The following is a 17,638-nucleotide window of genomic DNA, read 5'->3' as shown; positions in this document are numbered from 1 at the left end:
AGTGGTACGTCTCTGCTGTGGGTCCGCCGTCGGCCGGTGCGCCTTCTCCCGCGGCACCGGCCGGCGACTACGCGAGGTTTATTCGACCGATAGTGATCATCTCTTCCGTACGACGACGAAGTCGGCGAGCGCCACGAGCTGGGCCCGCACCTGGTCCGGCATCTGGACGGTGTCCAGGGCCTCGATGGCGATGGTGTGCTGGCGACGCGCCTCCTGGGCGGTCCACTCCCGGCCGCCGGCCTGCTCGATGAGCGCGGCGCGGGCGGCGAACTCCTCCTCGGAGAAACTCTCGAAGTCGCTGCTCTTGGCGTCGGCCGCGAGCAGTTCCCCGAGCTGCTCGGAGGCGGGGCCGCCCGCGGCAAGCGCGGCCACCACCGGCAGCGACTTCTTGCGCTGGCGCAGGTCGCTCCAGGTCTGCTTGCCGGTGGCCTCCGGGTCGCCCCAGATGCCGAGCAGGTCGTCGACGGCCTGGAAGGCGAGCCCGAGGTGGTAGCCGTACTTCTCCAGGGTGTCGGCGGTGCGGTCGTCCGCGCCGCCGAGCACCGCGCCGATGGAGCAGGCGCAGGCGAGCAGGGCGCCGGTCTTGTTGCCCTCCATCTCCAGGCACTCCTCGACGGTGACCCGCTCGCGGTGCTCGTAGGAGATGTCCTGGGCCTGACCGTCGATCAGGGCGCGGGTCGCCGAGGTCAGCCGGCGGGTGGCCCGGCCGGCCTCGACGGTGCCGAGCTCCAGCAGGATCTCGTTGGCCAGGGCGAACAGCGCGTCACCGACGAGGATGGCCTGGGCGGGGCCGTGCACCTTCCAGACGGTGTCGCGGTGCCGGCGCTGCTCGTCGCCGTCCATCAGGTCGTCGTGCAGCAGCGAGAAGTTGTGCACCAGCTCGACGGCCACCGCGCCCGGCACGCCGACCTCGGGCTCGGCTCCGGCGGCCTGGGCGGAGAGTACGGCGAGGGCGGGCCGCACGGCCTTGCCGCCGTCGCCGTCGGCCGGGTTGCCCTCTGCGTCGATCCAGCCGAAGTGGTAGGCGGCGACGGTGTCCATGGGCGGCGCCAGGCGGTCGACGGCCGCGCGCAGCACGGGGGTGGCCAGGGTCCGGCCGCGCTCCAGGAGCGCGGTCACGTCCACCGGCTCAACAGCCGCTTCGGCCGGGGGCACAGTGGGCACAGTCTCTCCTCTTGTTGCGGTACCGGCGGGGGTGCGGGGGCCGGTCCCGTGCAGATCGAACATCACGCCGCCTCCTCGAAGACTTCGAGGAGGTGGTCGCGGGGCCGGCCCAGGGCGCCCAGCGCGGCGCCCGCCGCGCCGACGCCGCTGCGGACCGCGCTCTCCATGGTCGCGGGCCACCCGGTGGCGGTCCACGCTCCGGCCAGGTAGAGGCCGGGGGCCTTGGTACGGGCGCCGGGCCGCAGCCGCCCGACCCCGGGGGTGGGGGCGAACGTCGCGGTGCGCTCCCGGGTCACGAAGAAGTCCTTCACCTCGGCGCCCCGCGTGGCGGGCAGCAGCCGCTCCAGCTCCGGCAGGTAGCGCTCGCGCAGCGCGGCGACGGGCTGGTCGATCTCGTCCTGGGCGGCCGACTGCGAGAGGGCCAGGTACTGCCCGTCGACGAGCCCGGAGGCGTCGGTGCGGTCGAAGACCCACTGCACCGGGGAGCCGATCGCCGCGAAGAACGGCTGCCGCAGCACCGTACGGTCGTAGACGACGTGGATGTTGAGGATGGGCGCGGTGCCGATCCGCAGCAGTCGCTCGGGGTCGTCGAGCGCGCCGTCGGGCAGCAGGTCGTGGGCCTCGCGCTGCGGTACGGCGAGGACGACCGCGTCGGCGTCGAGGCTCTCGCCGGGCACCTGGACGCTCCACCGCCCGTCCGCTCGCCGGGAGAGGGACGTGACGCGGGTACGGACCTCGGTGCGCACGCCGGCGGACTCCAGGGCCTTGCGGGCGAGCCGGTCGTGCAGGTCGCCGAGCGGGACGCGCGCCCAGCCGATGTCGGCGGCGCCCGGGTCGGACAGCAGACCGGTCTTGAACACCATCGCGGCGAGCCCGAGCGAGGCGTCGCCCGCCACGGCGTTGAGGGTGGCGACTCCGACCAGGTCCCAGAGGGCCTCGACGGCGCGCGGCGACTGCCCGTGCCGGGCCAGCCAGGTACCGAAGTCCTGCGCGTCCAGGGCGGGGTCGGCCGGGTCGAGTCGCTTGAGCGCCAGCGCGGCCCGCCCGACCCTGGCCCGCTCGGCGAGGGAGAGGTGGGGGTAGGTGGCGAGGCTTCTGGCGAGGTGCAGCGGCACGGGCAGCGCCGTGCGCCCGATACGGCCGAGCCGCCGTCCCGGTACGCCCTCGGCGTCGAGAACGGGCACGTCGAGACGATCCTGCAGCGGAGCGAGGGCGGCCGCGTCGATGCGGTCGAGGAACCAGCGGTAGGCGGTGCAGCAGCGCAGGTACACGTGCTGGCCGTTGTCGACGGTCAGTCCACCGCGCTGGAAGGAGAAGGCGAGCCCGCCCAGACGCGGCCGCCCTTCGAGCAGGGTGACGCGTACTCCGGCGTCGGCGAGGGCGAGCGCGGCCGTGATGCCCGCGAGGCCGCCGCCTACCACGACGGCGGTCGCGCCCCCGGGGCGCCCCGAGGTGTCCGCGTCGGGCCCTCCGGGCTGGGTCCCTTCGGTCATCGTGCTCCCTCCCCCGCGACCGGGGCGCGGTGCTTGAACGCTGCACGGCCGGTCGTCGCAGACAGGGACGCCACGCACCCCCGGAGGGTTGCGTGCCGCTTTTCGACTGAGGAATCACCTTGGCCCAGAATGTCCATCAGGGGCGTCTCCCGACGGCGCGACGGGACACATGACGGGCGTCCAGACCCGACAGACCGCGTACGGCGACGTACGCCTTCTCGCGTCCCGGCAGCGAGACGCGCCCGCGCAGCACCGCCTCGGGCTCCCGCTCGATGCGGTCCAGCAAACGGCGGTAGATGCCGGCCATGGCGGCCACGCAGGCGCCGCTGCGCCGGTCCAGCATCGGCAGCAGCCGGTAGCCCTCGGCGAAAAGGGCGCGGGCCCGACGCACTTCGAAGTGCACGAGGCCCGCGAAGTCGGAACCCGGCGGTGGAGTGGCCCCGCTGAAGCCGGCCGCGCAGCCGAACTTCGCCAGGTCGTCCGACGGCAGGTAGGTACGCCCGCCCTCGGCGTCCTCGCGGACGTCCCGCAGGATGTTGGTGAGCTGGAGCGCGAGCCCCAGCGTGTCGGCGTACTCGGAGGCACGCTCGGCGCCGCGCGCCCCCGGTTCGGTGCCGAAGACGCCGAGCGACAGCCGGCCGATCGCCCCGGCCACGCAGCGGCAGTAGACCTTCAGGTCGTCCCAGGTCTCGTACGTCTCGCCGCGTACGTCCATCAGGACGCCGTCGATGAGTTCGTCCAGGCCGCCGAGCGGTACCGGGAAGTGCCGGGCGGTGTGGCTGAGCGCGACGGCCACCGGGTCGGTGTCGTCCTCGTCCACCGCTCCCTCGCGCACCCGGGTGAGCAGCGCCCTGGTGTCCTCGAGCCGGGCCGCCTTGACGTCCGGCGGCAGCCCGCCGTCCCCGATGTCGTCGACCCGCCGCGAGAACGCGTAGAGCGCCGACATCGCACGGCGCTTCGGCGTCGGCAGCAGCCTGATGCCGTACGCGAAATTGCGGGCCTGCTGTCCGGTCACTGTCTCGCAGTAGCTGTAAGCGGCGAGTACCGGTGCGGACGCGTGTTGTTCCGACTCCACGCTCCGGATCACCCCTCTCCTCGCAGAGTCACTCCCACCTCGCGCAGCAACTGGAGCTTGCCGGGCTTGGGCGGGCCGGGAAGTACGTCGTATTCGGCGGCGGCGATCGCTCGGATCGCCGCCCTTCCCCCCGCAACGAACCCCGCGAGCAGCAGCCTCAGCCTGCCGTGGACGCTACCCACGAGGGGGGTGCCTTCATTCAGGAGGTGCAGGGCGCGTTCTGCTTCGTATGCAACCAGTGCGCGCACCGATGCGCCTGCTGTGGGCGAGGCGAGATCCGCCTCCTGGACATGGAAACGCTTCATGTCCTCGGCGGGCAGGTAGACGCGGTCGCGGCTCAGGTCCTCGGCGACGTCCTGGAGGTGCTCGACGATCTGCAGCGCCGTGCACACGGCGTCGGAGCGGCGGACGCGCTCGGGGGTCGAGGTACCGGTGACGGAGAGGACGAGGCGGCCGACCGGGTTGGCGGACAGCTCGCAGTAGGCGAGGAGGTCGTCGTAGGTCTCGTACCGCTTGACCTGCTGGTCCTGGCGGTTGGCGGCGATGAGGCCGAGAAAGGGTTCCGGGGTGAGACCGGTACGCCGGACGGTGGGCTGCAGGCGGCGCAGCAGGGGGTGGCGGGGGGTTCCGTCGAAGACGCGGTGGAGGTCGGCCTCGAAGGCGTCCAGCAGGAGCAGCCGGTCCCCGGCCTCCTCCGCGCCGACGCCGAGCAGGCGGGCGTCGGCCCCGCCGGGGGCGAGGTCACCGTCTCCGATGTCGTCCACCAGACGGGCGAATCCGTACACGGCCATAAGGTCGTCGCGCCAGACCCTGGGCAGGAAGAAAGGGGCGACGGGGAAGTTCTCGTCGGCGGCCTTGTCGAGCGTGCCGCGCTCCGGACGGCCGGCGTGCGCCGTCCCGGCTTCGGTCACCGCTCGCCACCCGGCACACGGACGGCACATGCCTCGCGGAGCCGGAGCGTTTCCGTAGCCATTGCCGTCACATCTCCCGTTCTACACTGCCGACCCAATACATCCCATTTCGGACACGCCGCCCGGCGGGCGCGCTGTCCTCCGGTGTCGGGTGTCGCGGGGTATCGCCCTACTTGCCGCGAATCGGCACCGGTACAGCTTACGTTGTACAACGCGGTGTGCCTCGCCGGGGTGTCCTGCACATCACAACAACACACCGATTGGCGTCAAGATTCCTTGGAACAACCAGAGTTGGTCCGCTCTTTGCACGGCGGATCCCCTCCGGCGCGCCCTTCTGCCCGTCAGGACACCGTCCGCGCCGTTCCGGTTGCACGGCAGAACCCCGCCGGAGACGCTCCGACGGGGTTCGGTCGTGTGCGGGTGAGAAGAGGAAGGGCTACTTCCCGGTGAACTTCTCGTACTCCTTCAGGACCTCTTCGGTGGGCCCGTCCATGCGCAGCTCGCCGCGCTCCAGCCACAGCACGCGGTCGCAGGTGTCGCGGATCGACTTGTTGTTGTGGCTGACCAGGAACACCGTGCCGGCGTGCTTGCGCAGCTCGCGGATGCGCGCCTCGGAGCGCTTCTGGAACTTGCGGTCACCGGTGGCCAGCGCCTCGTCGATCATCAGGACGTCGTGGTCCTTGGCGGCCGCGATGGAGAACCTCAGCCGCGCCGCCATGCCGGAGGAGTACGTGCGCATCGGCAGCGTGATGAAGTCGCCCTTCTCGTTGATGCCCGAGAAGTCGACGATCTCCTGGTAGCGCTCACGGATCTGCTCGCGGGACATGCCCATCGCCAGACCGCCCAGGATCACGTTGCGCTCGCCGGTGAGGTCGTTCATCAGAGCCGCGTTCACCCCGAGCAGCGAGGGCTGGCCGTCCGTGTAGACCTTGCCCTTCTCGGCGGGCAGCAGGCCGGCGATGGCGCGCAGCAGGGTCGACTTGCCCGAGCCGTTGGAGCCGATCAGGCCGATGGCCTCGCCGCGGTACGCCGTGAAGGAGACGCCGCGCACGGCGTGCACCTTGCGCACCCCGCGCTCCTCGCCGCGCTTGATGATGCGGCTGAGCGCGGCCGTGGCGCTGCCCTTGCCGGTCTTGGCGCCGTTCACCCGGTAGACGATGTGCAGCTCGTCCGCGATGACGGTGGGGATGTGGGAGTCGGTGCGCTGCTCAGCCACGGCCGTACCTCTCTTCCGCCTTCCAGAAGTACACGAACCCGCCGAGGGCCGCGAGGACCGCCCAGCCGGCGGCGACCGCCCAGACGTGCGGAGGCAGGTTCTCGGAGCCGTAGCCGTCGATCAGCGCGAAGCGCATCAGGTCCATGTAGATGGCGGCCGGGTTCCACTGGAGGACGTCCGCGATCCACGTCGGCTTGTCCTCCAGCATCACCGGGATGGAGAACATGACGCCGGACGCGTACATCCACGTCCGCATCACGAAGGGCATCAGCTGCGCGAGGTCCGGGGTCTTGGCGCCCATCCTCGCCATGATCATGGCGAGCCCGGTGTTGAAGAGGAACTGCAGCGCGAGCACCGGGACGATCAGCACCCACGACAGCTGCGGGTAGCTGCCGAACCCGACCGCGACCAGGAACAGCACGATCATCGAGAACAGCAGCTGCTGGAGCTGCTGGAGCGAGAACGAGACGGGCAGCGCGGCGCGCGGGAAGTGCAGCGCCCGCACCAGGCCGAGGTTGCCGGAGATGGCCCGGACACCGGCCATCACCGAGCTCTGCGTGAAGGTGAAGACGAAGACGCCGGTCACCAGGAACGGGATGTACACCTCGCGGGAGAACCCGCGGTCGGCCTCCAGGATCAGACCGAAGATCAGGAAGTACACGAGCGCGTTCAGCAGCGGGGTCGCCACCTGCCACAGCTGGCCGAGCTTGGCCTGGCTGTACTGGGCGGTGAGCTTCGCCTGCGAGAAGGCGAGGATGAAGTGACGGCGTCCCCAGAGCTGGCGGACGTACTCGACCAGTCCGGGCCGGGCACCGCTCACCGCGAGCCCGTACTTGGAGGCCAGCTCGCCCGCGGTCAGCCCGTCGTCGGGCGACGGCCGGTCGCTCACCGCGACTGGGCCGTCATGCGTTGTCTCACTCACAAGTGGAAACTTTCGTCCTCAAAAGTTCGCAGCTGGTCGGGCCCGGTCGGAAGCCAGGGACCGGGGTACGGCCGAATGCTCTCAGATATCGAGCGTGTCAGATGACCGGAGGGCGGCCCAGTCGGGTCAGCCGCCACACCGTACGCCACTTCATCGGGCGGCGGGGCCCGCACGGGCTGGTCCAGCCCTCCTTGAAACCGCCGAACCATGCCTTGAGCGCGGGTCCCGAGGGACGCCGGGCGAGGGTCAGGAGCATCCACACCCCGAGGTAGACCGGGACGAGGAGCGCCGGGAGGTTGCGGCGGGCCAGCCAGACGCGGTTGCGGGCCACCATGCGGTGGTAGACCGCGTGCCGGGAGGGCGCGGTCGTGGGGTGGTACAGCACCATGTCGGACCGGTAGTCGATCATCCAGCCCGCGTCGAGGGCCCGCCATGCCAGGTCGGTTTCCTCGTGGGCGTAGAAGAATTCCTCCGGCAGCCCGCCGACTTCCGCGAGCACCTTCGTACGGACGGCGTTGGCGCCGCCGAGGAAGGTGGTGACCCGGGAGCTGCGCATCGGGTCGGCGGCCCGCAGCCGGGGCACGTGCCGGCGCTGGGTCTCGCCGGTCTCCGGGTCGGCGATGCGGAAGCTGATGATGCCGAGCCGCGGGTCGGCCTCGAAGGCCCGGCGGCACAGCTCGGCCGTGTCGTGCCGGGCGAGCAGGCCGTCGTCGTCCAGGAAGAGCAGGATGTCGACGTCGGTGCCGCCGGGGCCGAAGGCCTCGATGCCGACGTTGCGCCCGCCGGGGATGCCGAGGTTCTCGGGCAGCTCGACGGTGCGGACGCCTTCGGGGACGTCGGGGACGGGCGAGCCGTTGCCGACCACGACGACCTCGACCGGGTCGCCGTCCTGCTTGGCGACCGAGTCGAGGAGGGCGCGGAGCTCGTCCGGGCGGTTGCCCATCGTGATGACGACCGCCCCGACCTTCGCGGTGCTCACTTCAGCCTGCTGGAGGCGAGGATGGACACCAGGTGCAGCAGCGTCTGCAGGATCGCGATGCCGGCCAGGACGGCGACGCCGAGCCGCGAGAAGAACAGGTCGCCGCGGACGGTGTCGAGGACGGCCAGCAGGAGGATCAGCAGGGACGCCTCGACCCCGAGGACGAGCCGGTGGAACTTCAGCGCGGCGGCGGCCTTGCGGGCCAGCGCCATGCCGGAGGACCGCGGTTCGGAGGCCGACTCCTGGACGGGCGGCTTGCCCGTCTGGTGCCGGGCCACCCCGACGAGGTCGGTCTCGGCCTTGATCAGGATGGCGCCGAGGGCGGCCAGGGTGCCGAGGAAGGCCCACAGCCAGTCGATGCGCCCCGAGCCCCACAGGTCGGCGGCGCGCAGGCCGAAGCCGACCAGGACCGCGGCGTCGCACAGGTAGGCGCCGACCCGGTCCACGTAGACGCCGGCGATCGAGAACTGCTTGCGCCAGCGGGCGATCTCGCCGTCGACGCAGTCGAACAGCAGGTACAGCTGGACCATCAGGACGCCGAGGACGGCGCCAGGTATCCCCGGCACCAGCAGGGCCGGGGCGGCGAGGACGCCGAAGACGGTCATGAGGTAGGTCAGCTGGTTGGGCGTGACCCGGGTGTTCACCAGGTGCCGGTCGATGCGCAGCGAGAGCTCGCGCATGTAGAGCCGGCCGGCCCAGTGTTCGCCGCTCCGCCGGTCCTTGACACCCGGGGGGTGCACGACCGGGCGGAGCTCAGCTACCGATGGCTTTTGCATAGTCGGCGTATGCGTCCCTGATCTGGTCGGTGGTCAGGTCGAGGTGTTCGAGGATCGTGTAGCGGCCGGGCCGGGTCTGCGGAGCGAACTCCACGACGCGGACGAACTCCTCCGCGGTGAACCCGATCTCCTCCGGCGTCACCGGCAGTCCGTGCCGGCGCAGCACCTCGGCCATGTAGGCGGACTCCTCGCGGGCACCGCGCAGGTGCATCGCGAAGGCCGCGCCCAGTCCGCACTGCTCGCCGTGGCTCGCCGCGCGCTTGGGGAAGAGGAGGTCGAAGCCGTGGTTGATCTCGTGGCAGGCGCCGGAGGCGGGACGGGAGTCGCCCGCGACCGACATGGAGATGCCGGTGAGGACCAGTCCTTCGGCCAGCACCTGGAGGAAGGCGTCGTCGCCGACGCCGCCCGGGTGCCGCAGCACGGCCTCGCCGGCCTGGCGGGCCATCGCGGCGGCGAGGCCGTCGATCTGCTCGCCCTTCTCGCGGTTGGCCAGCTCCCAGTCCGCGACCGCGGAGATGTTGGACAGGGCGTCGCCGATGCCGGAGCGCACGAAGCGGACCGGGGCCTCGCGGATGACGTCGAGGTCGATGACGACCGCGATCGGGTTCGGCACACCGTAGGAGCCGCGGCCCGCGTCGTTGTCGAGGGTCGCGACCGGCGAGCACAGACCGTCGTGCGAGAGGTTCGTGGCGACGGCGACCAGCGGGAGGCCGATGCGTGCCGCGGCGAACTTCGCGCAGTCGATGATCTTGCCGCCGCCGAGGCCCACGACCGCGTCGTAGTGGCCGGACTTCATGGCGTCCGCGAGCTTGATCGCGTCGTCCAGGGTGCCGCCGCCGACCTCGTACCAGGTCGCGCCCGGCAGCGCTGGGGCGAGCCGCTCGCGCAGCTTCGCCCCGGAGCCGCCGCTGATCGCGACGGCGAGCTTGCCGGAGTGCGAGATCCGCTGGTCGGCGAGCACACCCGCCAGGTCGTCCAGGGCGCCCGGACGGATGTCGACGACGACCGGCGAGGGGATGAGCCTCGTCAGTACTGGCACGCGATTTCACGTCCCTTGGCGAGGTCGTCGTGGTTGTCGATCTCGACCCACTTGACGTCACCGATGGGCGCGACGTCGATGCGGAAGCCGCGGTTGACGAGCTCCTGGTAGCCGTGCTCGTAGAACTGCTGCGGGTCCGTCTCGAAGACCGTCTTCAGCGCGTCCGCGAGCTCGTCGGCGGCCTCGCCCTCGATGAGGGTGACGCCGATGTACTCGCCGGTGGCCTCGGCCGGGTCCATGAGCTTGGTGATCTTCGTCATGTTGCCCTCGGGGCCCACGACGACCTTCATCTCCTCGTCGGCGAGGGACTTCACCGTGTCGAGGGCGAGGATGATCTTCTTGCCGTCGCCGCGGGCGGCGAGCAGCGTCTTCTCGACGGAGACCGGGTGCACGGTGTCGCCGTTGGCGAGGATCACCGAGTGCTTGATGGAGTCACGGCCGCACCAGAGGGAGTAGGCGTTGTTCCACTCCTCGGCCTTGTCGTTGTCGATGAGGGTGATCTTGACGCCGTACTTCTGCTCCAGCGCCTCGCGGCGCTCGTAGACGGCCTCCTTGCGGTACCCGACGATGATCGCGACCTCGGTCAGGCCGATCTCGGCGAAGTTGCCGAGGGTCAGGTCCAGGACGGTGAGGCTGTCGTCACCCGACGTGCCCTCGGGGCCGACCGGCACCAGAGCCTTGGGCAGGGTGTCGGTGTAGGGGCGAAGACGCCGTCCGGCGCCGGCCGCCAGCACGAGGCCGATCATGCGGGTTCTCCTTCATCGTGTACGGCGGGTGCATGGGAGGACACCCAGAAGCGGATGCTCTCGAAGAGCACCACGAGTGCCACGGCCACGGCGAGAACCGTGAGCGCGACCTTGAAATCTGTGGCGGCGAGCAGCGCGGCCAGGACGGTGACCAGCAGCGTCCTGCCCTCGTGCCCGCCGATCGCCCGCACCAGCCAGTGCGGCGGCGCGCCGGCGTTGCCGCGGATGCGGTACACCGTGTCGTAGTGATGGTAGGCGACCGCCGCAACCAGCCCGAAAGCCGCCGGAAGGGCTCCGTTCACGTCCGCCTTGGCCGCCAGTACCAGCACCGTGCCGTATTCGGCGGCGCGGTAGAACGGCGGAACCAGCCAGTCCAGAGCGCCCTTCAGGGGTCGCCGCAGGGCCACCGGGGACAGCAGCACGTAGCCGGCGGCGCCGAGGACGGGCCACCAGCTGCCGTACGGGGCGAGTGTGGCGGAGAGCACGACGAGGACGCCTGCCGCGAGGGCGACGAAGGCCGGGCCGCGGGAGGGGACCCGGCGGGTGAGGCGGGTCAGCAGCTCCGCGAGCGGGCCGGAGTCCGTGAGGTCGGCGAGGGCCTGGGCGGCGCGGTCCGTGCGCCGGGCCTTGCGGGTCAGCGACCTGAGCACGCGGCCGGCCGTGGTGTACGTCGCCGCGAAGGCGCATCCGGCGAGCAGGACGTAGAAGGTGATGCGGGGCGTGGTCAGTGCCGTCAGGACGGCGATCATCGCCCAGCGCTCGCCGATCGGCAGCACGATCATCCGGCGCAGCCACACCGTCCAGCCGACGCTGTCCAGCTTGTCGGAGAGGGCCGCGGTGGGGCTGGTGTTGGCGGTGGCGTCGTGGTTCGCCTCGTTGAAGGAGAAGTCGACGACGTGCCGGCAGGTCTGCAGGACCATCGCGCCGAGGGCGAGCGCCCACACGTCGTCGCCACCGCGGGCCGCGCCGAGCGCGAGGCCCGCGTAGTAGGCGTACTCCTTGGCGCGGTCGAAGGTCGCGTCGAGCCAGGCGCCGAGCGTCGAGTACTGCAGCGAGTAGCGGGCGAGCTGCCCGTCGGTGCAGTCGAGGACGAAGGAGAAGAGGAGGAGCACGCCCGCCGCGACGTAGCCGGCCCGGGTGCCGGTGGCGGCGCAGCCCGCCGCGATCAGCGCGGTGACGAGCGAGGCCGTCGTGACCTGGTTCGGGGTCAGGCCGCGGCGCGCGCACCAGCGGGCGATGTAGCGCGAGTACGGGCTGATGAAGTGGGTGGTGAAGAAGCCGTCACGGGACTTCACGGCGGTGCGCAGGCGTACGGCCTCGTCGTCCACGGCGGAGACGGCCTGCCGTGCCTCGTTGCGGGTCTGCGGGTCCGTGGGCACGACGGCGACGAGGGTGCCGAGTTCGGGCCGGTGCACCGGGACGGCGTCCGCGTCCAGGGCGGCGGTGACGCGGTCGGCGAGGTCCTCGACGACGAGGGTGGCGCCGCCGCCCGCGGCCGAGCTCTCCCGGGCGACGGCCCGGGTCAGGGCCTGGCGGGCGCCGGGCTGGGCGGTGACCGCGCCGGGCAGCGCGGCGGCCGGGAAGCGCGGGTCGGTCAGGCCGAGGCGCAGCGCGTGGACGTGGCCCACGAAACGGGCGTCGACGATCGCGACCCGCTGGTTCGCGGGCACCTGGGCGAGGAGCGTCTCGGCGTCACCGGCGTCCGAGGCGACCCGCACGTCGAAACCGAGCGTCCGCAGATCGCCTTCGAGCGACGATCCGGGGACCGGCTGGCCGGTGAGGATGGCGGTCGACAGACGAACTCACTCCCTGGGTGCCGACGCGTCCGCGCCGGCATGTGCGTGGTGGGATGGCCCTGCGCCTGAGGCGGCGGGCGGCATGTCGGCAGAGGCTATCGGATGAATGGAAGCGGGCGTTCACCGCCCGTTCACGGCCCGATCAACCCGGTCTGAGCGGCCGCCTCCGCCGCGATCATCATCGGTGATCCGGGGCCCGCGCCACAAACCGCGGGCCCAGACCGGCGCATTCACGGCATCGCGCGCGGTCCCCGGCGCACCGGGGCGCACCGGGGCGGACCGGTACGGCCGGGACGGGCCCGCGGGACGGGGCGGCACCGGCGGCGGGCCCGGGTCCGGCATAGGGTGGTCGTCCATGACATGGCTGATCACAGGCGGAGCGGGATACATCGGGGCGCACGTGGCGCGTGCCATGGCCGGGGCCGGGGAGCGCGTGGTCGTGCTCGACGACCTGTCGGCCGGGGTGCCGGGGCGACTGCCCGAGGACATCCGCCTGGTGCAGGGTTCCTCGCTGGACGGCGAGCTGCTGAAGCGGGTCCTGGCCGAGCACGCGGTGACCGGTGTGGTGCATCTCGCCGCGCGCAAGCAGGTCGGTGAGTCCGTCGCGCAGCCGACGCGCTACTACCAGGAGAACGTGGGCGGCCTCGCGACGCTGCTCGACGCCGTCGCCGGGGCGGGCGTGCGCAGGTTCCTCTTCTCCTCGTCGGCCGCCGTGTACGGGAACCCGGACGTGGACCTCATCACCGAGGACACCCCCTGCTCCCCGATGAGCCCCTACGGCGAGACGAAGCTCGCCGGCGAGTGGCTGGTGCGGGCGGCGGGCCGGGCGCACGGCATGGCGACGGTGTGCCTTCGCTACTTCAACGTGGCGGGGGCGGCGGCTCCCGAGCTCGCCGACACCGGCGTCTTCAACGTGATCCCGATGGTCTTCGACCGGCTCACCCGCGGTGAGGCGCCGCGCGTCTTCGGCGACGACTATCCGACGCCGGACGGCACGTGCGTACGCGACTACATCCACGTCGCCGACCTCGCGGAGGCCCATCTGGCGGCGGCCCGGCGGCTGGCCGGCGGCTCCACGGGCGACCTGACCGTCAACATCGGCCGCGGCGAGGGTGTTTCGGTTCGCGAACTCCTCACCCTCATCGCCGAGGTGAGCGGCGACAGCCGTCCCGCGCTCGTCGAACCGCGCCGGCCCGGTGACGCCCCGCGCGCGGTCGCCTCCTCGGCACTGGCCCGCCGCGAGCTGGACTGGAGCGCGCGCCGAGGGGTGCGCGAGATGGTCGAGTCGGCCTGGCAGGGGTGGCAGGCACACCGGGGCGCGAACCCCGGGAGCTGACGTCCGGCTCTCTGACCTGCGCAACGTTTGCGCAGGTCAGAGAGATGACAACGGTGTTCAGTGCCGCGTTGCCCCGTACCCCCTGCCCGTAGTTGACTGAGCATCCGGCGTACACATCGGAGGGCGGCTTCCATGGGGGCAGGGCACGATCACGGACACGCGCACGGTGCTCCGCCGACGGGCACCGCGGCCGCGGCGTACCGCGGGCGGCTGCGGGTCGCCCTGTCGATCACGCTCACCGTCATGGTGGTCGAGATCGTCGGTGGGACGCTCGCCGATTCGCTCGCGCTCATCGCGGACGCGGCCCACATGGCGACGGACGCGCTGGGCCTCGGCATGGCGCTGCTCGCCATCCACTTCGCCAATCTGCCGCCGAGCGGCAACCGCACGTACGGGCTGGCCCGCGCGGAGATCCTCGCCGCGCTCGCCAACTGTCTGCTGCTGCTCACGGTCGGCGGCTACGTCCTGTACGAGGCGATCCAGCGGTTCATGACGCCCGCGGACACCGAGGGCGGGCTGACCATCGTGTTCGGTCTGATCGGTCTGGTCGCGAACATGATCTCGCTGACGCTGCTGGTGCGCGGACAGAAGGAGAGCCTGAACGTGCGGGGCGCCTTCCTGGAGGTCGCCGCGGACGCGCTGGGCTCGCTGGCGGTGCTGATCTCGGCGGCGGTCATCCTGACGACGGGCTGGCAGGCCGCCGACCCGATCGCCTCGCTGGTCATCGGCCTCATGATCGTCCCGCGTACCTGGAAGCTGCTGCGCGAGACGCTGAACGTGCTGCTGGAGGCGGCGCCCAAGGGGGTCGACATGGCCGAGGTGCGGGCGCACATCCTGGCGCTGTCCGGCGTCGAGGACGTCCACGACCTGCACGCCTGGACCATCACCTCCGGTATGCCGGTGCTCTCCGCCCATGTCGTCGTCAGCGGCGAGGTCCTGAACGCCATCGGCCACGAGAAGATGCTGCACGAGCTCCAGGGCTGCCTGGGCGACCACTTCGACGTCGAGCACTGCACCTTCCAGCTGGAGCCCAGCGGGCACGCCGAACACGAGGCCCGGCTCTGCCACTGACGCGCCGCGCGCCGGGAGGTACCGGTCGAACGCATGACGCCCCCGGTGGGGGACGGTTCCCCGTCGGCGGCAGAGGGCACGATCAGGTATCCGGCCGCTCCTGCGTCCGGCCCGCCGTCGGTCGTGTGCCGCGCCGCGGGCTCCGCCCGGGGGACGTGCGGGGGACATGCGGGGACGCCGCGAGTGCCCGGAGTGCCGGTTTCGTACGGCAGACTTGGGGTTCGAAGACCGATGCGAAGGATGGGTATGCCGATCACACCTGCCACCGCGACGCACAGTTCGTCGAACGGCACCGCTGAAGCGATCTTGCTCGAACTGGTCGACGAGGACGGGACGACGATCGGCACGGCGGAGAAGCTCGCCGCGCACCAGCCGCCCGGGCAGCTGCACCGGGCGTTCTCCGTGTTCCTCTTCGACGAGCGCGGCAGGCTGCTGCTCCAGCAGCGGGCCCTCGGCAAGTACCACTCCCCCGGCGTGTGGTCCAACACGTGCTGCGGCCACCCGTACCCGGGCGAGGCCCCGTTCGCGGCGGCGGCCCGGCGGACGTTCGAGGAGCTGGGGGTGTCGCCGTCGCTGCTCGGCGAGGCGGGCACGGTCCGCTACAACCACCCGGACCCGGAGTCCGGCCTGGTGGAGCAGGAGTACAACCACCTGTTCGTGGGGCTGGTCCAGTCCCCGCTGCGCCCCGACCCGGACGAGGTCGGCTCGACCGCGTACGTGACCGCCGGGGAGCTGGCGGAGCGGCACGCGCGGGACCCGTTCTCGGCGTGGTTCATGACCGTGCTGGACGCGGCGCGCCCGGCGGTCAGGGAACTCACGGGGCCGTCCGCGGGCTGGTGAGGCCCGCTACACGGTGACGGGCTTGAGGGGCAGCGCGGCCCAGATCACCTTGCCGCCGCTCGCCGTGTGCTCGACGTCGCAGACCCCGCCGGCCTCTCTGGTGACCTCCCGCACGAGCAGCAGACCGCGCCCGCCGGTCTGCCCGTGGTCGGCCTCCAGGGCGGTCGGGCGGTAGGGGTGGTTGTCCTCCACGGAGACCCGCACCCACTCGGCGCCGACGGCGACCTCCACGGCGAGGGTCGGCGAGAGCAGCGCCGCGTGCCGCACCGCGTTGGTGACCAGCTCCGAGACGATCAGCAGCAGTCCCTGGACCAGGTCCTCCGAGACGGGCACGCCCTGGCGGACGAGCAGGTCACGGACGGCGTGGCGGGCCTGCGGGACCGAGGCGTCCACGGCGGGGGCGGTGAACCGCCAGACACCCTCGTACGGCAGCGGGCCGGGGGGTCTCCGGTCGGCAGGCACGTCGTCGCCGCCCTCCGGGCGTGAGTCGGACCCCCGCCCACCGTTCTCCATCGTCCGGTCGCCACCCTCGCGCTCGATTGTCACCACACGTCGAGTGTTGATAACGCGCTGGTCCGTACCGGATGTCTGAACAGAAGTCAGCGGGTATCGACGCTTTCTGATTACTTGCGAACGTATTTGGCGATCGAGGGACCGGTCCTGTCGCGACGATGCCGCCTTCGGGAACTATTCGGGTTGTACGGGTTTGCCGCCCGGCTCGTCCCCTTCGTACCCCCGGACCACCGCACACCGACCGGGGCGGCGCCGGGCGGGGTCCCGGGGCCTGGGCACCCTTGCGGATCACCGGTGTGAGGCCCCGGATAGCATCCGGCGCATGGAGCCCCAGCTGCTGCACCGCGTCGCCGACGGAGTCGCCACCGTCGTGATCCACAACCCGGCCAAGCGCAACGCCATGACCGCCGGGATGTGGCGGGCGCTGCCTCCGCTGCTCGGCCTGCTGGCCGCCGACCCCGCCGTGCGGGCGCTGGTGCTGACCGGCGAGGGTGCCACGTTCTGCGCGGGAGCCGACATCTCGACGCTGCGGGGCTCGTCCGACGAGGCGCAGGGACTCGCCGTACGCGCCGAGGAGGCCCTGGCGGCGTTCCCGAAGCCGACGCTGGCGGCGATCCGCGGGTACTGCGTGGGCGGCGGCTCCCAGCTCGCGGCGGCGTGCGATCTGCGGTTCGCGCGGGAGGGCTCGCTGTTCGGGGTGACACCGGCGAAGCTGGGGATCGTCTATCCGGCGTCCTCCACCCGGCGGCTGGTGTCGCTGGTGGGGCCCGCCACCGCCAAGTACCTGCTCTTCTCGGGCGAGTTGATCGACACGGAGCGGGCGCTGCGCACCGGGCTGGTGGACGAGGTGCTGCCGGAGGGCGGGCTCGGCGAGCGGGTCGCGGAGTTCACCCGCGTCCTGGCGGCGCGTTCGCAGCTGACGCAGGCGGCGGCCAAGGAGTTCGCCGGCGGGCGCGAGGACCGGGACGCGTACTGGGCCGGACAGGCGCGCGGCAGCGACGACACCGACGAGGGGGTCGCCGCCTTCCTGGAGCGCAGGCAGCCGAAGTTCACCTGGACCGTCGGCGGTGCCGGGAACGAGGGCTGAGGCCCTGCCGGTCCGATCCGGCGACAGGGGCTAGTCCAGCTTGAAGCGGCTGTTCGTGTGGAACTCCGCGACGAGGTGCGCGGGGGCCTTGTCCGGTGAGCCCGCGTCGTAGGGCGGCCGCGGGTCGTACTCCGTGAACAGCTGGACGGCCTGCGCGTGTTCGTCGCCCGCGATCCGGCCGACCAGGGTCAGGCCCATGTCGATGCCGGACGAGACGCCGGCCGCCGTGACGTACTTGCCGTCGACGACGACCCGTTCCCGGACCGGTTCGGCGCCGTAGTGCCCGAGGAAGTCGAGGGCCAGCCAGTGCGAGGTGGCACGGCGGCCCCGGAGCAGCCCGGCGGCGGCGAGCAGCAGGGAGCCGGTGCACACCGAGGTCGTCCAGGTGCTGGTGGCGTCGGCGGCGCGCAGCCAGGCCAGGAGCGTCTCGTTCTCCATCTGCGCCCACTGGCCGGGGCCGCCCGGGACGACCACCAGGTCGGGGGCCGGGACGTCGGCCAGGGCCCGGTCGGCGGTGAGCGCCAGGTCCCCCGTCTCGTTGCGGACGGGGCCGGTGCGCTCGGCGACGAAGACCGTCTCGGCGCCGGGCAGCCGGCTGAGGGTCTCGTAGGGGCCCACCGCGTCCAGGGCGGTGAAGCGGTCGTAGAGGACGATGGCGGTCAGCATCGGGTTCC

The 17,638-nt window shown here is 71.9% G+C and carries 18 protein-coding genes; 4 read left to right on the top strand and 14 right to left on the bottom strand.

The genetic code is table 11. The annotated features are described in order from the left end of the window. Positions 1-96: 96 nt before the first annotated feature. From ACZ4VA_RS28420 to ACZ4VA_RS28365, 12 genes are all read right to left on the bottom strand, one after another. Positions 97-1,227: a polyprenyl synthetase family protein gene (locus tag ACZ4VA_RS28420; protein ID WP_355786711.1), complete on the bottom strand. Its 1,131-nt coding sequence runs from the start codon at positions 1,225-1,227 to the stop codon at positions 97-99. Continuing rightward, positions 1,227-2,657: a hydroxysqualene dehydroxylase HpnE gene (gene hpnE, locus ACZ4VA_RS28415; protein ID WP_356166130.1), complete on the bottom strand. Its 1,431-nt coding sequence runs from the start codon at positions 2,655-2,657 to the stop codon at positions 1,227-1,229. The genes ACZ4VA_RS28420 and hpnE overlap by 1 nt, the downstream gene beginning before the upstream one ends. After that, positions 2,654-2,794 carry a DUF6380 family protein gene (locus ACZ4VA_RS28410; protein WP_355782070.1) on the bottom strand — a complete coding sequence of 47 codons (141 nt, stop codon included), beginning with the start codon at positions 2,792-2,794 and terminating at the stop codon, positions 2,654-2,656. Before ACZ4VA_RS28410 ends, hpnE begins: the two co-directional genes overlap by 4 nt. Further along, a complete protein-coding gene (hpnD, locus tag ACZ4VA_RS28405; RefSeq protein ID WP_468082948.1) occupies positions 2,794-3,744 on the bottom strand; it encodes a presqualene diphosphate synthase HpnD in 951 nt (316 codons plus the stop codon). Before hpnD ends, ACZ4VA_RS28410 begins: the two co-directional genes overlap by 1 nt. After that, complete coding sequence (gene hpnC / locus ACZ4VA_RS28400; protein WP_468082946.1) at positions 3,741-4,673, bottom strand: squalene synthase HpnC; 933 nt, start codon at positions 4,671-4,673, stop codon at positions 3,741-3,743. The genes hpnD and hpnC overlap by 4 nt, the downstream gene beginning before the upstream one ends. Positions 4,674-5,079: 406 nt before the next feature. Then, positions 5,080-5,859, bottom strand: a complete 780-nt coding sequence (locus tag ACZ4VA_RS28395) for an ABC transporter ATP-binding protein (protein WP_355782062.1) — start codon at positions 5,857-5,859, stop codon at positions 5,080-5,082. After that, positions 5,852-6,781: an ABC transporter permease gene (locus tag ACZ4VA_RS28390; RefSeq protein ID WP_355782060.1), complete on the bottom strand. Its 930-nt coding sequence runs from the start codon at positions 6,779-6,781 to the stop codon at positions 5,852-5,854. Before ACZ4VA_RS28390 ends, ACZ4VA_RS28395 begins: the two co-directional genes overlap by 8 nt. Before the next feature lie 97 nt (positions 6,782-6,878). Next, entirely contained in the window at positions 6,879-7,760 is an 882-nt protein-coding gene (locus ACZ4VA_RS28385) for a glycosyltransferase family 2 protein (protein ID WP_356166138.1), read from the bottom strand. Further along, positions 7,757-8,536, bottom strand: a complete 780-nt coding sequence (locus tag ACZ4VA_RS28380; RefSeq protein ID WP_355782056.1) for a CDP-alcohol phosphatidyltransferase family protein — start codon at positions 8,534-8,536, stop codon at positions 7,757-7,759. Before ACZ4VA_RS28380 ends, ACZ4VA_RS28385 begins: the two co-directional genes overlap by 4 nt. Continuing rightward, on the bottom strand, positions 8,514-9,575 hold the full coding sequence (locus tag ACZ4VA_RS28375) for an iron-containing alcohol dehydrogenase family protein (protein WP_355782054.1): 1,062 nt from the start codon (positions 9,573-9,575) through the stop codon (positions 8,514-8,516). Before ACZ4VA_RS28375 ends, ACZ4VA_RS28380 begins: the two co-directional genes overlap by 23 nt. Continuing rightward, positions 9,563-10,321 carry a phosphocholine cytidylyltransferase family protein gene (locus ACZ4VA_RS28370; RefSeq protein ID WP_355782051.1) on the bottom strand — a complete coding sequence of 253 codons (759 nt, stop codon included), beginning with the start codon at positions 10,319-10,321 and terminating at the stop codon, positions 9,563-9,565. The genes ACZ4VA_RS28375 and ACZ4VA_RS28370 overlap by 13 nt, the downstream gene beginning before the upstream one ends. Beyond that, positions 10,318-12,117 (bottom strand): DUF5941 domain-containing protein, encoded by a 1,800-nt coding sequence (locus ACZ4VA_RS28365; protein WP_468083008.1) that lies wholly within the window; start codon positions 12,115-12,117, stop codon positions 10,318-10,320. Before ACZ4VA_RS28365 ends, ACZ4VA_RS28370 begins: the two co-directional genes overlap by 4 nt. 355 nt (positions 12,118-12,472) lie before the next feature. Here ACZ4VA_RS28365 and galE point away from each other — a divergent pair, with 355 nt between their 5' ends. The 3 genes from galE (at position 12,473) to idi (ending at position 15,364) form a co-directional block, all read left to right on the top strand. Then, entirely contained in the window at positions 12,473-13,453 is a 981-nt protein-coding gene (gene galE / locus ACZ4VA_RS28360) for a UDP-glucose 4-epimerase GalE (RefSeq protein WP_356166143.1), read from the top strand. A gap of 132 nt (positions 13,454-13,585) precedes the next feature. Then, positions 13,586-14,524: a cation diffusion facilitator family transporter gene (locus tag ACZ4VA_RS28355; protein ID WP_355785940.1), complete on the top strand. Its 939-nt coding sequence runs from the start codon at positions 13,586-13,588 to the stop codon at positions 14,522-14,524. 246 nt (positions 14,525-14,770) lie between these two features. Beyond that, the gene (gene idi, locus ACZ4VA_RS28350) at positions 14,771-15,364 is read left to right on the top strand and encodes an isopentenyl-diphosphate Delta-isomerase (protein WP_355785943.1); all 594 of its coding nucleotides are present in this window, start codon (positions 14,771-14,773) and stop codon (positions 15,362-15,364) included. A gap of 6 nt (positions 15,365-15,370) precedes the next feature. Here idi and ACZ4VA_RS28345 read toward each other — a convergent pair whose 3' ends face one another. Further along, positions 15,371-15,877, bottom strand: coding sequence for an ATP-binding protein (locus ACZ4VA_RS28345; protein ID WP_355785954.1), 507 nt, complete (start codon positions 15,875-15,877; stop codon positions 15,371-15,373). Positions 15,878-16,199: 322 nt separating this feature from the next. Between ACZ4VA_RS28345 and ACZ4VA_RS28340 the strand changes: the two genes are divergently transcribed. Continuing rightward, positions 16,200-16,964, top strand: coding sequence for an enoyl-CoA hydratase/isomerase family protein (locus ACZ4VA_RS28340; RefSeq protein ID WP_356166150.1), 765 nt, complete (start codon positions 16,200-16,202; stop codon positions 16,962-16,964). Between the two features lie 30 nt (positions 16,965-16,994). Here the strand turns inward: ACZ4VA_RS28340 and ACZ4VA_RS28335 are convergent, their stop codons facing one another. After that, positions 16,995-17,630, bottom strand: a complete 636-nt coding sequence (locus ACZ4VA_RS28335; RefSeq protein ID WP_356166153.1) for a DJ-1/PfpI family protein — start codon at positions 17,628-17,630, stop codon at positions 16,995-16,997. Positions 17,631-17,638 lie beyond the last annotated feature (8 nt).

The organism is Streptomyces sp. NPDC028308, from assembly GCF_055565855.1.
The sequence above is the reverse complement of the archived record's forward strand: the minus strand, read 5'-3'. Positions and strand labels throughout refer to the sequence as shown.